Here is a 13,798-nt window from a genome sequence, read left to right on the forward strand (position 1 = left end):
CGAGCAGCAAACCCTAGCCGGACCCGTTCCAGAGCTTGCCATGGCCTTCCGCCTCTTTGTTCCCATTCTTGCCGGCGCGACGCTGCGCGAGCGCATCATCGCCTGTATCGGCGCGACGATCGGCATTGCGCTGACCGGCGCCATCGGCGGCCTGGTGCTCGGCAACGGCCCGCACGTGCCGCTGCTGGTGGCGCCGATGGGCGCGTCGGCCGTGCTTTTGTTCGCGGTGCCGGCAAGCCCGCTGGCGCAGCCCTGGTCGATCATCGGCGGCAACACGATATCGGCGCTGGTCGGCGTGATCGTGGCACATTTCGTCCATGAACCGGCACTCGCCACCGGCATTGCGGTGGCGCTGGCGATCGCCGCGATGTCGTTTGCGCGCTGCCTTCATCCCCCCGGCGGAGCGGCCGCGCTGACTGCGGTCTTCGGCGGCCCGGCCGTCATCAGCGCAGGCTTCCTGTTTCCCTTCGTGCCGGTGGCGCTGAACTCGATCGTGCTGGTCGCGCTCGGCTACGGCTTCCACAGGCTGTCGCGGCGCAGCTATCCCCATGTGCCGGCCCCTGCCCCGCAAAGCACGCACGGAACCATCGATCCGCCGGCACAGGAGCGCATCGGCTTCCGGCGCGAGGATATCGATGCCGCGCTCAGCGCACTCCACGAGACCTTCGACATCGACCGCAACGATCTCGAACGGCTGCTGCGACAGGTCGAATTGCAAGCGACGATGCGTGCGCACAGGACCATGCTATGCGAGGACATCATGTCGCGTGATGTGATTTCGGTCGATGAACACGCGCCCGCCGATCGGGCGCGCCATCTGCTGCTCGACCACAATATCCGCACGCTGCCGGTTGTCGACATGGACGCCAGGCTGGTCGGCACCGTGGGATTGAGGGAATTGGCGCGAGCCGACGAAGCCGTCGCAAGCGTGACGTCGACAGCGTCGACCGCCGCCGCCGGCTCGCCCGCCATGGCCCTGTTGCCGGTGCTCACCGACGGCCGCACTCATGCAGTCATCATCGTCGACGATGAAAGCCGCATTCTTGGCCTGATCACACAGACCGATCTGCTTGCGGCGACGGCGCGAGCGCAGACTGCTGACAAGCCGCCGGCGGAGGCGGTACTCTAGCCGCCGTCGGACCCCGGCGAAAATAGCTGGGAACCTTTTGCCGGCGATGTCATCCAATGTCTTGATCGTGCTTTGGTCAGGAGACTGGATTGAGGAAACTGGCCATGCCTGCTGTCTTGACGGCAATTCCCACTGCTGCTTCCAGCGAGATGCTGCTGGTGCGCCGTGCGCTGGCGCGCGAGGGCAATGCCTTCCGCACCATCATGAAGACCCACAATCAACGGCTCTACCGCATCGCGCGTGGCGTAGTGCGCAACGACGCCGAGGCCGAGGACATCGTCCAGGAGGCCTATGTCAGGGCCTTTGCCCATCTCGATGCCTTTCGCGGCGAGTCCTCGCTGGCCACTTGGCTGTCGCGCATCGTCATCAACGAGGCGCTCGGCCGTCTGCGCAAAAAACGCCGGACGGTGGCGATGCCGGAAAATCCGCAAGCCGAAATCATCCAGTTCCCCCTCAATCCCAGCGACGATCCGGAGCGGACGATGGCGCAACGGCAGATCCTCAGCCTTGTCGAGCGGGCGACAGACGGCCTGCCCGATGTCTACCGGAGCGTGTTCGTGGCGCGGGTGATCGAAGGGCTCAGCATCGAGGAGACCGCCGACCTTCTCGGCGTGCGGCCGGAAACCGTCAAGACGAGGCTGCACCGCGCCCGCGTTTTGGTGCGCAAGGCACTGGACGACCAGATCGGTCCGGTGCTGCTCGACGCCTTCCCCTTCGCCGGCCGGCGCTGCGACAGGCTGACCAGCGCCGTTATGCAACGCCTCGGCCTGGAAAGCTGATCATCGGCTGATTTGGCTGATTTTGGCGGGAACGTTTGCCGCCGTCCCGCATCCAATGACCGTCAACTGAAAACATGGCCCGGCGCGATCCTCACGTCCGGGCGAAGGAGATGCCATGCTTATTCGTCACACCGCCGCCCTCGCCGCCTTGCTGCTGCTTGGCACCGCCCCGCTCGCACAAGCCGGGGACAAACCGACCGACCCGCAAATCGCCCACATCGCTTACACGGCCGGCGTCATCGATGTGGAAGCCGCCAAGCTGGCGATCGAGAAATCGAAGACCAAGGAAGTCGTGGACTTCGCCAACGACATGGTGCGCGACCATGAGGCGGTGAACGTGCAGGCGCTCGACCTGGTCAAGAAGCTCAATGTGACACCGGAGGACAACGCCACCAGCCAGGCGTTGAGCAAGGCTGCGGAGGAAGAACGCGCCAAGCTCGCCAAGCTCGACGGCGCCGCCTTCGACAAGGCCTATGTCGACAACGAGGTCGCCTACCACAAGCAGGTCAACGGCGCGCTTGAAACGCTTTTGATCCCGTCGGCGCAGAATGCCGAGCTGAAGAGCCTGCTGGAAACCGGCCTGAAGATTTTCCAGGGCCATGAGCAGCATGCCGAACATGTCGCCGGCATGTTGAAGTAAGGACCATGTTGAAGCGGCATCTGTGGATTGCCTTTGCGCTGGCCATCGGCATCGGTCCGGCACAAGCCGAAACCATCCAGGTCACCATCGACAAGCTTGTCTTTTCGCCAGCCACCGTCGAGGCGAAGGTCGGCGATACGATCGAGTGGGTGAACAAGGACGTGTTCGCCCACACGGCGACCGTGAAGGGTGGATGGGAGGTGATGATCCCGCCGAAGGCAACAGCGAGCCTGACGCTGAAGACAGCGGCAGCGGTCGACTATTTCTGCCGCTTTCACCCGAACATGAAAGGCCGTCTCGACGTGACGCCATGAAGGTTGAAACCGGCGGCGAAGCGATCGCTTGCCGCCGGTAGCTCTAAGTCAGTCCCGGCTTGCTCCGCCCTGCGCAAGCAGCCACTCGATCATCTGCGCGGCTTGGGCGGGCGGGCGGTCCGGCGCCAAGATCGAGAGGCTGAGGCCAGTTGCGACGCGTTGAGGGAACGGCGCCACCAGCGAACCGGCGGTGAGCGCGCGCGACACAAGCGCCTCGTGCCCCATCAGAACGCCGGCGCCGTCGATGGCCGCCTGCAGCGCCATGCTGTAGAGCGAGAATTCGGAGCCGGACTCGATCGACGGGCCTTTCAGGCCGATAGCCTCGAACCACAGGCTCCAGTCGCCGGTCCAGGTGGTGTCCCAAAGCAGAAGCTGAGATGATAGATCCGCCGGCGTTTTCAGCTGCCTGGCGAGGGCCGGCGCGCAGACCGGAAAGATCACGTCGTCGCTGAGCTTGAACGCGCGGCTGCCCCCCGGGGCGTGCCTGGTCAGGAAGATGGCGAGGTCGAAAGGTTCACGCCTGAAGTCCGGCGGCTCCTCCAGCGCATGGATGGACGGGCGAAGGGCGGGATGCGCGGCGCGGAGGCCCGGCAAGCGCGGTGCCAGCCACAGCTGGGCGATCGACGGCAGCGCGGCAATGCTTACCTGCGGCCTTGGCGCCCAGATGCGCAATTCCTGGACCGCAAGGCCCATGGCGTCGAATGCCGTGGAGAAGGCTGGCAGCGCGGCGCGCCCAGCCTCGGTCAGATGCAGCCCCTGGGCATGGCGCACGAACAGCGGCGAGCCGAGCCAGGCCTCCAGCGCCTTGACCTGATGCGACACCGCCGCCGGGGTGACGCCGAGTTCGTCGGCCGCCTTGGCGAAGCTTTCATGGCGAGCGGCAGCTTCAAAGGCGCGCAAGGTGTTGAGAGGCGGCATTCGAGGTCGCGGCGGATTTACGGCCATCGTCCGACGTTTCCCGGAAAGCGTCGGCGGCCGGTGACGGGCCGCCGACGCGGTGTTTCTACTTCAGGGCGACCGGGGTCAGCTTGCCGTCGACCTTCTGCCATTCAAATACGACGAAGCCCGGCTGCTTGATATCCCCCTTGTCGTCATAGGAGATCGAACCGAGCACCGTCGAGATACCGGCGCCGGAATGGAGATAATCGGAAACGGTCTTTGGATCGTCGGCCTTGGCTTTGGCAATAGCCTCGGCAAGAATCTGCGTCGCCGCGTAGGCGTAGAGGGTCACCGCTTCCGTGGGCACGTTCTTGGCCTTCAGATCGGCGACGGCATCCTTGGCTTCCGCAAACGTTGCCGGGTCGGGGAATGACGTCATCAGGGTTCCAACCGCACCATCACCGCCGATAGCGCCGAATTCGCTGTTGGAGATGCCGTCGCCGCCCATCAGGATTGTGGTGACACCCTGATCGTGCATCTGACGCACGATCAGGCCGGCCTCGGTGTGCTGACCGCCATAGTAGACGAGGTCCGCGCCCGATTGCTTGATCTTTGCGACGAGCGGGCTGTAGTCCTTCTCGCCTGGGTTGACCTCATCATGGAGGACCTCCTTGCCGCCGCCGGCGTTGTAGGCCTTGGCCATTTCATCGGCGAGGCCCTTGCCCGCCGTCGACTTGTCATCGACGATCGCGATCTTCTTGTCCTTGAAGCGGTCGAGGATGAATTTGGCGGCGATCGTGCCTTGCTGATCATCGCGCCCGCACGCCCTGAAGGCGTTCCACAGGCCGCGCTCCGTCACCATCGGGTTGGTGGCCGTCGGCGTGACGAACAGGACGCCATTCTCGGCATAGACCTCGGAAGCGGGAATGGTGACGCCGGAATTATAGTGCCCGACGACGTAGTGAACGCCATCAGCGACGAATTTGTTGGCGACCGAAACACCCTGCTTCGGGTCGGAGACATCATCGCCGATCGACACGGCAAGCTTTTGTCCGAGAACGCCGCCATTGGCGTTGATGCGTTCAACCGCTGTTTCGACGCCGACACGGTACTGTTCTCCATAGGCGGCGTTCGGCCCCGACATCGGGCCGGCGACACCGAACACGATATCCGCCCTCGCAACGCCGACAGCCGCGGCTGTCATAAGGGCAGCAGTCATCATCTGCACGATCATGCGCATTGTTATTCCCCTGTTTTTTGAGAAAGGCGGGTTTTTCCCGCCGCTTCAGGCGTCAGTTCACAAAGCGAAGCTTGTTGAACCGGCGCCGGAATGCCGTGACATCAGCCGCGATCTGCTCGCTGGAGTCGTTGCCGCGCAGCCCCCTGGCGATGAGGGACGCCAGTTCCGGCATGTCGTCTTCGGTCATGCCCCAACGGACGATCTCGGGCGTGCCGAAGCGCAATCCGTTCATGTCGCCGTCGACAGCGTCTATGGGCAAGCCGATGCCGCAGGTCAGGATGTTGGCCAGCCGCAATTTCCTTGCCGCCGCCTGGCCGCCGCCAAACTCGGCTGCCTTGATGGCGAACTGGTGCGATGTCGTGTAGCCCTTGCCGGTCGAAAAAACCGGCAGGCCGCGATCGGCAAGGCTTTCGGCCAGCGCCTTTGCCGTTCGCGCCATCGTCGCGGCGTAGGCCTTGCCATGGTCTTTCCAGTCCAGAAGCGTGATCGCCAAGGCTGCCGACTTGGCGGCATCGAAGTTGGCGGTCATGCCGGGAAACGCGATCCGGTCGAGCTTTTCGGCGACGGCGGCGTCGTTGGTGACGATCAGCCCGGACGGCGGACCGCCGAGGCTCTTGTAGGTGCTCATCGTCATCAGATGAGCGCCTTCCTCCAGCGGCTGCTGCCAGGCGTGCCCGGCAATCATGCCGCACAGATGGGCCGCGTCGAACAGAACCAGCGCACCGACCTCGTCGGCGATCGCCCGGATCTCGCGAATGGGATGGGGCAGCAGGTTGAGGCTGCTGCCGATGGTTATCATCTTCGGCCTTGTCGATCTGGCCAGGTCGCGCAATTTGCCGACGTCGACGGTGTAGCCGTCGGCATCGACCGGAGCGGTGTGGATATCGAGCCCGTAGAGCCCCGCGCAACCGGCCATATGGTGGGTTACATGGCCTCCGATCGCTGGCGACGGGACAATGATGCTGTCGCCCGGCCTGGCTGCAGCCATGAACGCATAGAGATTGGCGATCGCGCCGGACGGCACCCGGATCTCGGCATAGCTGGCGCCGAAAACTTCGGCAGCGAGCTCCGCAGCGATCACTTCGATCCGCTCGATGCCCTCCAATCCCATTTCATATTTGTCGCCGGGGTAGCCAAGCGACGGGCGCGACCCCAGGCCGGAGGCGAGTGCGGCTTCGGCCTTCGGGTTCATCACATTGGTCGCCGGGTTAAGGTTGATGCAGTCATCCTCGTGGATCGAGCGGTTCAGCTCGATGCCCCCGTTGATTGCTGCCATGACGGCATCGGTCTTCTCAGCGCTCGTCTTCTGCGCCAGTTGCTGGGCGAACTCGTCGCAATGCGAGGGAACCCAGGGCCTGCGAGCGAGAGCGACCATCGATGCCTCCTTTGCCAGCCGGCTGACAAAACGGCTGTGAATGGAGCCTAAGGTGGAGCCGACGGTCGCCATGGCGCAAGCGAGTAGTTCTAGCGCCTAGGCTTAGAAAAACTAGGTCTACCCATCCCGCCCCTATTTGGAAGGCCGCTTCCATCCAGACATCGCGACGGCAGCGCCTTGATCCTGTTCGGCCAGCCGGTCCTGCTCCAGCGACGCCCGCCTTGCTTGATCCGGCCGGGTGATGTGCGTCCACGAGCCGTCGCAGCCCGGCTTGCGGCGTGCGATCCAGGCATCCAGCCCTGCGCGCAGATCGGCGGTCGGGGCCATGCGGGCGAACTGCTCGGCCTCGACAGCCAAGCCTTCGGCGATGCTCTGGTTGAGGCCGCGCGCCACCGCAGTGAGGATGCTGGCGACCGCCAGTTGCGAATGCCTGGAAATACGCCGGGCGAGGTCAAAGGCTGCCGGCATCAGATCCTCATGCGGCACCACCTGGTTGACGAGGCCGAGCTCAAGGGCGCGCGGTGGCGGAAACCAATCGCCGGTCAAAAGCAGTTCGAGCGCACGCTTGCGCCCGGCCAGCCTGGGCAGGCGCTGCGTGCCGCCAAAGGTCGGCGGCATTGCGAGATTGATTTCCGGCTTGGCGAACAGCGCGCGGTCGCTGGCGATGGCGAGCGGCACGGCCTCGGTGATTTCGCAGCCGCCGCCGAAGGCAATGCCGTTGACGGCGGCAATGATGGGTTTGCGAAATGCCTCCAGCCGCGCCGTAAGCCGCTGGCCGCGCATGACGAAGTCGCGCAGCGCGACATCGGCGCCGCATGCGACGCTTGCGGAGAATTCATGGATGTCGCCGCCGGCTGAGAACGCCCGTTCGCCCGCGCCGGTCAAGATGACGGTGCGGACGGCATCATCGACCTCGACGGCATCGAGCACCGCCAGCAGCCGGTCGATCAGCGCGTAATTCAGCGCGTTGAGTTTTCCGGGACGATTGAGGGTTAGGACGGCTACCCCGTCGCGGGTCTCGCTCAGGACAAGATCGGGCATCGTTGTTCCTTTCCAGATTGTCTCGGGAAAGGAGCAGGCTTTCGATTGCATGTATATTCACTAGTCGGTATACATGAGGCCATGCCTGAAGCTCAGAGCCCTACCCGTAAACGCATTGTCGATGCCGCGACCAGGCTCTTCTATGCCGAGGGAATCGGCCGCGTCAGCGTCGATGCGATCGCTGAAAAAGCGGGGCTGACCAAGCGGACGCTGTACTATCACTTCAAGAGTAAGGACGATCTGGTCGCCGCCTATCTCGAAAGCCGCGACCAGCCCAATCTGAAACAGATGGCCGGCTGGTTCGAGGCCGCCGAAGGTGACGCCGACCGCAAGGTCGAGGCGATCTTCACGAATCTGGCGCAGGCGGCACGCCACCCGAAGTGGAAAGGGTGCGGTTTCCTGCGCACGGCGGCCGAACTCGCCTCGATGCCCGGCCACCCCGCGGTCAAGGCGGGATCGCGCCACAAGGCAAACTTCGAAAGATGGCTGGCGGCGGAACTGTCAGGCCGCGGCATCGCCGAGCCGCAGATGCTGGCGCGCGAGATCGTGCTTTTGATGGACGGCGCTTTTTCGATCATGCTGGTCCATCGCAACCCCGACTATATCGAGGCGGCCGGGCATGCCGCTGCCACGCTGGTGCGGGCGAGATCGCAGAATGGGTTCATTGTCGCGACCGCCTAGAACCCGTACGCCAGCCATGCAGTGCCCGCGGCAAGGGTGATCAGCGTCAGCGGCAGGCCTACCCTGAAGAAGGCGCCGAAACTGAGAGCCGTGCCGGCGCGCCGCGCCTGCTCGGCAACGATCAGATTGGCGACGGAGCCGAGCAGGGTGAAATTGCCGGCCAGCGTCGAGCTCATGGCGACGACTAGCCAGGCGCGCTGCGGGTTTTCCAGGCCGGGTATGAACGGCCTGAGCGCCAGCACGGCCGGCACGTTGCTCATGATGTTGGAGAGCACGGCGGTGAAGCCGGAGAGACGCCAGACATCGTCAAGCCCAAGGTTCTTGGCCGAGGCGATGATGTCTGATGTCAGCAGCGTCTTTTCTGCGCCGGCGACGACCACGAACAGGCCGGCGAACATGAACAGCAGCGGTCCATCAATCTCGTGGTAGATGCGCGCCGGCTTGATGGCGCGGGTGAGCAGCAGGATAGCGCCACCGATGAGTGCCGCCTTGGCGACCGGAACGCCGGCGAAGAAGGCGGCCGCCAGCCCGATGCAGACGACCACCGCCTTCAGCACCTGCCCCGGCAGCATGCGGCCGCGATAGACTTCGGGGCTCAACTCGGCCGACCGCTGGAATTCGGCACGGTAGACGATGCGGACGAGGACGATAACGGCGATGAGGCCGAACAGGGCGACCGGCGCAAGCGCTGCCGAAAAGGCCGGATACGAAATCCCCGACAGCGCGCCGATGACCATGTTCTGCGGGTTGCCGGTGATGGTGGCGACGCTGCCGCAATTGGACGCCGTGGCGGTGGCGATCAGATAGGGGATGGGGTTGCGATTGATGACGCGGGTGACATGGACGACGATCGGCGCCATGACCAGGCAGATGGCGTCGTTGACCAGGAACGCCGAAAGCACGCCGGTCAACAGCGTCACCATCACCAGCAGCATGAAGGGCGCATGCGCGTGCTCGATGGCGTAGGCGCCCAGCGCCCGGAAGGCGCCCGACACTTTCAGATGCGCCACCACGATCATCATGCCGAGCAGCAGCGTGATGGTGTCGAAATTGATGGCGCGGTAGGCGTCTTCCATGCTGAGCGCGCCGATGGCGATCATCGACGCGCCTCCGAGCAGCGCGATCCCTGCCCGGTCGAGGCGCAGGCCAGGTATCCTCCCGACAGCGACGCCGGCATAGGTCAGGATCAGGATCAGCAATGCCGCCGCACCCATCAATGTCATTGGCAGAACCCCTATTCAAATCGGCCCGGCTCCGGGGCGAGGTCCCTCCCCGCCCGACCGTTTCGTCTATGCAGCTTTAGCAAGGCCCCCGCAAAGCGAAAGCGCCGATGGGCGACCGATCGTGAAAATCAGGAAGCAAAATCACCCGCCATGGCGGGCGCCTCGCCGACGTGGGGCCAATTTGGCGCCTGCGAAACTTGTCGGCCGTCAGCCGCGTGGCTTTAGCCACGGCCGGCCACTGTCGCTAGCTGGCTTACAAATTTTCTCGGCCTTTCGGATGTTTCAGATGGGCCAGAACGTTGAGAGGGAGTACCGGATTTCGCAGAGGGAGGAAGCGATGCACTCGACGGAATGCCCGCGCTGCCATGGCGCCGGCAAGGTTTTCATATGCGCGCGATGGGTCGATTCGAAAGGGTATTGCTGCCCTGGCGGGACACACCGGCTCAGTTGCCCCGGCCGCACCGTTGCTTGCCGGGAATGCGCTGGACGGTAATGCTGAGCCGAGAGCGGCGAAGGTGCATTCAATTCATTCAATTCGCGACTCCGGCCCGGTAATGGTGTAATAGAGAAGGTTGAGAGGAGGCAAAAATGCCTCCAGATCGGCTTTGAGCCTTGTTCCACCCCATTGCAAATATCGAGGATGCGCAGACGCTGGCGCAGGCGATCGTCAATACGATCGTCGAACCATTCCTCGTCCTCGACGAAAAATTTCATGTGCTGGCGGCCAGCCGCTCCTTCTATCAGACCTTCAAGGTCGACCCTGGGGAGACACATGGCGCCCTGCTCTATGCGCTGGGCGACGGCCAGTGGGATATCCCGGCGCTGCGCCTGCTGTTGGAGACGATCATCCCCGAGAAGACCGCCATGGACGGCTTCGAGGTCTCACATGATTTCCCCAACATCGGCCACCGCACGATGCTGCTCAACGCCCGCAAGGTGCTCTACGACCACAGCTCGACCATCACCATCCTGCTCGCCTTCAACGACATAACAGCGCGGCGCGCCATCGAGAAGGAAAAGGAAGAGCTTCTCGCCCGAACCGAAGAATTGCTGCGACAGAAGGACGTGCTGCTGCGCGAGATGGAGCACCGGGTTGCCAACAGCCTGCAGATCATCGCCAGCATCCTGTTGCTCAAGGCCCGCTCGGTCACCTCGGAGGAAACCCGCCAGCATCTCAAGGATGCCCATCAGCGCGTGCTGTCAGTGGCCGAGGTGCAGCGCCATCTCCACACCGAGGCAGGTCTCGAAGAGATCGACGTCGTGTCCTATCTGTCGAAACTGTGCAGCAGCCTGGCCTCGTCGATGGTCGGCGATGTCCAGCCGATCGCTGTCAACGTCACTGCGCAAGGCGGCAGAATCGACTCACAGAGGGCGGTGAGCCTAGGCCTCATCGTCACCGAACTCGTCCTCAACGCCATCAAGTATGCCTTCCCGATGGAGAAAACCAAGGCGCTGATCCAGGTAACGTACGAGACCGAAGGCAGCGACTGGAAGCTGACGGTGTCGGACAATGGTGCCGGCAAGCCCGCCAACATCGTCGCCAGTGCGGGCCTGGGAACCGCCATCGTCGAGGCGCTGGTCAAGCAACTCGAGGCCAAGATCGAGGTCATCAGCGACAAGAACGGCACCAGCGTGTCGGTGACCAGGGCAACGTTCACCTCGCGCGTGCCGCGCGCGGCGTAGGGTGATCCATCCGGTAGCGGGAGCCCCAGGCTCCAAGCTATTAGACCGGATTGCGGCAAGGATGATTTCTATTTCTTCGGCGTCGACGAAACCGATGCCGGCGGACGCTCATGCAAGGGCGATGGGCCATTCAGGGCCAGATTCAGATTCTGGGCGGCCGTGTCGCACCTGACACGTGAAGGGCCAAAGTTCTTGGTGATCCGCCGTGCCTGAGCCTGGGTGATCCCATGCTTCCTGGCGAAATAGGCGGGTTCGTAGGGTTTTTGCACCGGTATCTCGCTTGGCCTTTGGCATTCCGTTCCGCGGCTAACGCCATCTTTTCCTGGCATCGACAGGCAGCTGGCGTCCTGCCCCAGGTCGAAACGTGTAGGTGGCGGATGGATCTGGCTTGTGAGCAGGATGCCCAAATCCAAATGGCCCGCCGAAATCGCCTTCGACCGCGCCGGCGTTGGAAGGTGGTGGTTGCCCGGGTGATTCAGTCGAACCGGTATGCTCGTGATCTTCCATTCGCGGCGCCCCAGATTGCTTCACGCAGCTAAAAAGATCGGAGGGCCGGCTGGTTCCCTCGAGGTTCCCGGCATGGTTTCCAAAACCTTACTGGTTCGGCTGGAAGCGAGCGGTTCGGGTGAGCCATACCTCGTCGGCGACCTCGAAGTAGGCAAGGCCAAGGACGGGCGAGCAGCATGGGCCGTGCCGCCATGCTTCGACCTTCCAAAGGAACCAGATGCCATGCGGATCGTTGATTGAGATCAAGTGACAGGCACGAGTGATGCCCTGTCCAGGGCAAGAGCGGCGAACGGCGAGACCGCCGGGCGCTCTCATGGAGGCTTACATGGATATCACCACAATTCTGGTCATCGTTCTCATTGTCTTGCTGCTGGGCGGCGGCGGCTTCTACGGCCGCGGCCGCTGGTACTAGACGGCGAAAGCAATCATCGAGTCCGGAACCTCTCGATGCCGCGCGAAGAATAGAAGAATATCAGGAGGCACAACCTGATGGACAACCAGCACAACAGCATTTTGGAGGCTCGTTGGCTTCTTGCCGTACCGCTTTCGCTTGTCCTCACGGTGCTGTTGGCCGGCTTCGTCCTGGCCTGAATCGCATAGCCGTAGCGGCAAATCATCAGCGATATCTCCCGGATATTGCTGATGATCGGGTTTCGTACCCGATCGTCCCGCGCCCTCCGCCAGAGGCGCGGGCTTTCTTAAGCCCTGGAATGACGACTGGTGGCAACCTGCCAGCCGAACAGTAGATCCAGCGTGTTGGAACAAGAGTGCCGCGCAGCCGTTTGCATTCAGTGACAGCAGTTTTCCGATATGGGCAGCTCAAGGAGAGCCGTTATGAACAGCATTATCTGGATCGTCGGAGCCGTGGTTATCGTACTAGCGATACTTAGCTTTTTTGGCTTGCGTTAGACCCTCGATTTGACGAAATCTCCGGCAGGAGCGTGGCGCGCCGGGCGACGCCGATCGGTGAGTCTCCGCGGATGGAACCGCAACCCCAACCCTAGGCACCCGGGGCGTGCCGCGTGGTCCATGTAGGCCGTTCCACCGTCTTCATGGTCGGAGCGAGTGACGTGACATCACCCACAACTTCGATATCGACCGGCGCCCGTCACACTGGAGGGCGTCAGCGAGCGACGCCCGATTTGCACAGCAATAATCTCTGGAAGGAACGGATGCCCGTATCGTCCGTTTATCCTCCGACACGCACACGGTTTTAGCCTGTGTTGCGTTTGGCAGCTTGAAAAGGAGAAGAAAATGGCTGACGGCCCAACTGTTGTTAATACAGGCGGTGGTGGAGGCGGAGGCACCACAGCCATCGCGATTGTTGTGGCGCTCATTGCGATAGCCGTACTGCTGGTTGTTACGGGTGTCATCGACATCCATGGCGGTCGCGGAGGTGACATCAATGTCAAGATCGACGCGCCTGCGGCATCAGCCCCGGCGGCACCGGCCCCAGCTGCTCCGGCGCCGGCCGAATCTGCGCCGGCCCCGGCCGAACCTGCTCCGGCTGCACCGGCTCCGGCCCCGGCTGCACCAGCACCGGCAAATTGATTCCGTTCTAACTGCTATTAGAGCAGAAGCGCGGCCCACCGGCGTCAAGCTGGTGGGCTTTCTTCTGCAACATACGATGAGGGATTGATCCAGATATCAGCAAGATCGCGGGTATGGAACAAACGCCTCGCTGAGGTGTTGATGGATGGATCGAACCTCCCAAGCGTTCGGTCACTAAAGAGCCCGCTTCCAATCCCCCTGGAATGCGGGTTTTTTGCGCCATCTCGGGCGCTCCAGAATCTAGCGACAGGCCTGCCGCCCCGAGATGGTCTCGATCCTGATCTGATAGAACAGATGGCTGCCGGTACCGGCCTGCGCCTCGCCAGGCTTGAGCGCGCCGGGCTCCCACCAATTGGCGTGCTTCTGCAGCAGCGACCAGGCAAATTGCCGGTCATGGTCCGATGTGGGAACCTGCTGGTCCCTGGCGGGAATCGTGCTGTCGAGAGCCGGCGCCTTGGGCAGGTCTTCGAACAGGCCCTCGACGACGACGCTCTTCCAGCCGTGGACGCCGCCGACATCATCGACTTGCAGGCAAATATGGGGGTTCTCGCGCATCCATTCGACCTTCTTGCCGGGCAGCGAGAAGCTGAAGATGAAGTTGTCGCCGAAGGCAAAATGGATCGGCACCACGTAGGGCCGGTTGTCCCTGACGCAGGCCAGGCGGCCAAGCCTGGCCGACTTCAACAGGGAAATGCATTCGGGCCGCGTCATCTCTGAGATGTTCATCGCCATTGTTCTCTCCGTTGAGGTTCTTCG

General features: G+C 63.1%; 14 protein-coding genes. 7 read left to right on the top strand and 7 right to left on the bottom strand.

Translation table 11 applies throughout. The features are described 5' to 3' along the window. Positions 1-40: 40 nt before the first annotated feature. The 4 genes from AC1DXU_RS07445 (at position 41) to AC1DXU_RS07460 (ending at position 2,862) form a co-directional block, all read left to right on the top strand. Positions 41-1,129 (top strand): HPP family protein, encoded by a 1,089-nt coding sequence (locus tag AC1DXU_RS07445; RefSeq protein WP_477366422.1) that lies wholly within the window; start codon positions 41-43, stop codon positions 1,127-1,129. A 104-nt stretch (positions 1,130-1,233) separates the two neighbouring features. Then, positions 1,234-1,908 (top strand): RNA polymerase sigma factor, encoded by a 675-nt coding sequence (locus AC1DXU_RS07450; protein ID WP_477366425.1) that lies wholly within the window; start codon positions 1,234-1,236, stop codon positions 1,906-1,908. 115 nt (positions 1,909-2,023) lie between these two features. Beyond that, the gene (locus AC1DXU_RS07455) at positions 2,024-2,548 is read left to right on the top strand and encodes a DUF4142 domain-containing protein (protein ID WP_477366428.1); all 525 of its coding nucleotides are present in this window, start codon (positions 2,024-2,026) and stop codon (positions 2,546-2,548) included. Positions 2,549-2,553: 5 nt separating this feature from the next. Then, positions 2,554-2,862, top strand: coding sequence for a cupredoxin domain-containing protein (locus AC1DXU_RS07460; RefSeq protein ID WP_477366431.1), 309 nt, complete (start codon positions 2,554-2,556; stop codon positions 2,860-2,862). Positions 2,863-2,910: 48 nt separating this feature from the next. Here the strand turns inward: AC1DXU_RS07460 and AC1DXU_RS07465 are convergent, their stop codons facing one another. The 4 genes from AC1DXU_RS07465 to AC1DXU_RS07480 all read right to left on the bottom strand — a co-directional run bounded on the left by AC1DXU_RS07465 (position 2,911) and on the right by AC1DXU_RS07480 (position 7,397). Next, the gene (locus tag AC1DXU_RS07465; protein WP_477366433.1) at positions 2,911-3,780 is read right to left on the bottom strand and encodes a LysR substrate-binding domain-containing protein; all 870 of its coding nucleotides are present in this window, start codon (positions 3,778-3,780) and stop codon (positions 2,911-2,913) included. Positions 3,781-3,865: 85 nt separating this feature from the next. Next, positions 3,866-4,981 carry a branched-chain amino acid ABC transporter substrate-binding protein gene (locus AC1DXU_RS07470; protein ID WP_477366436.1) on the bottom strand — a complete coding sequence of 372 codons (1,116 nt, stop codon included), beginning with the start codon at positions 4,979-4,981 and terminating at the stop codon, positions 3,866-3,868. A gap of 52 nt (positions 4,982-5,033) precedes the next feature. Beyond that, positions 5,034-6,356, bottom strand: a complete 1,323-nt coding sequence (locus AC1DXU_RS07475) for an aminotransferase class I/II-fold pyridoxal phosphate-dependent enzyme (RefSeq protein ID WP_477366439.1) — start codon at positions 6,354-6,356, stop codon at positions 5,034-5,036. A 132-nt stretch (positions 6,357-6,488) separates the two neighbouring features. After that, positions 6,489-7,397: a crotonase/enoyl-CoA hydratase family protein gene (locus AC1DXU_RS07480; protein WP_477366442.1), complete on the bottom strand. Its 909-nt coding sequence runs from the start codon at positions 7,395-7,397 to the stop codon at positions 6,489-6,491. Between the two features lie 81 nt (positions 7,398-7,478). Between AC1DXU_RS07480 and AC1DXU_RS07485 the strand changes: the two genes are divergently transcribed. Then, on the top strand, positions 7,479-8,078 hold the full coding sequence (locus tag AC1DXU_RS07485) for a TetR/AcrR family transcriptional regulator (protein ID WP_477366445.1): 600 nt from the start codon (positions 7,479-7,481) through the stop codon (positions 8,076-8,078). Here AC1DXU_RS07485 and AC1DXU_RS07490 read toward each other — a convergent pair. Then, positions 8,075-9,301 carry an anion transporter gene (locus tag AC1DXU_RS07490; protein WP_477366448.1) on the bottom strand — a complete coding sequence of 409 codons (1,227 nt, stop codon included), beginning with the start codon at positions 9,299-9,301 and terminating at the stop codon, positions 8,075-8,077. The two genes, AC1DXU_RS07485 and AC1DXU_RS07490, sit on opposite strands and share 4 nt — an antisense overlap. Before the next feature lie 612 nt (positions 9,302-9,913). Between AC1DXU_RS07490 and AC1DXU_RS07495 the strand changes: the two genes are divergently transcribed. Then, a complete protein-coding gene (locus AC1DXU_RS07495) occupies positions 9,914-10,984 on the top strand; it encodes a sensor histidine kinase (RefSeq protein WP_477366451.1) in 1,071 nt (356 codons plus the stop codon). 68 nt (positions 10,985-11,052) lie between these two features. Here the strand turns inward: AC1DXU_RS07495 and AC1DXU_RS07500 are convergent, their stop codons facing one another. Further along, the gene (locus AC1DXU_RS07500; protein ID WP_477366454.1) at positions 11,053-11,397 is read right to left on the bottom strand and encodes a hypothetical protein; all 345 of its coding nucleotides are present in this window, start codon (positions 11,395-11,397) and stop codon (positions 11,053-11,055) included. A gap of 166 nt (positions 11,398-11,563) precedes the next feature. On the opposite strand from AC1DXU_RS07500, the gene AC1DXU_RS07505 reads away from it, so the two are divergent. Next, entirely contained in the window at positions 11,564-11,731 is a 168-nt protein-coding gene (locus AC1DXU_RS07505) for a hypothetical protein (protein ID WP_477366457.1), read from the top strand. A gap of 1,551 nt (positions 11,732-13,282) precedes the next feature. On the opposite strand, the gene AC1DXU_RS07510 is transcribed toward AC1DXU_RS07505, so the two are convergent. Next, positions 13,283-13,774 carry a pyridoxamine 5'-phosphate oxidase family protein gene (locus AC1DXU_RS07510; protein WP_477366460.1) on the bottom strand — a complete coding sequence of 164 codons (492 nt, stop codon included), beginning with the start codon at positions 13,772-13,774 and terminating at the stop codon, positions 13,283-13,285. Positions 13,775-13,798 lie beyond the last annotated feature (24 nt).

The sequence above is a fragment of the Mesorhizobium sp. P3_A10 genome (assembly GCF_056403175.1).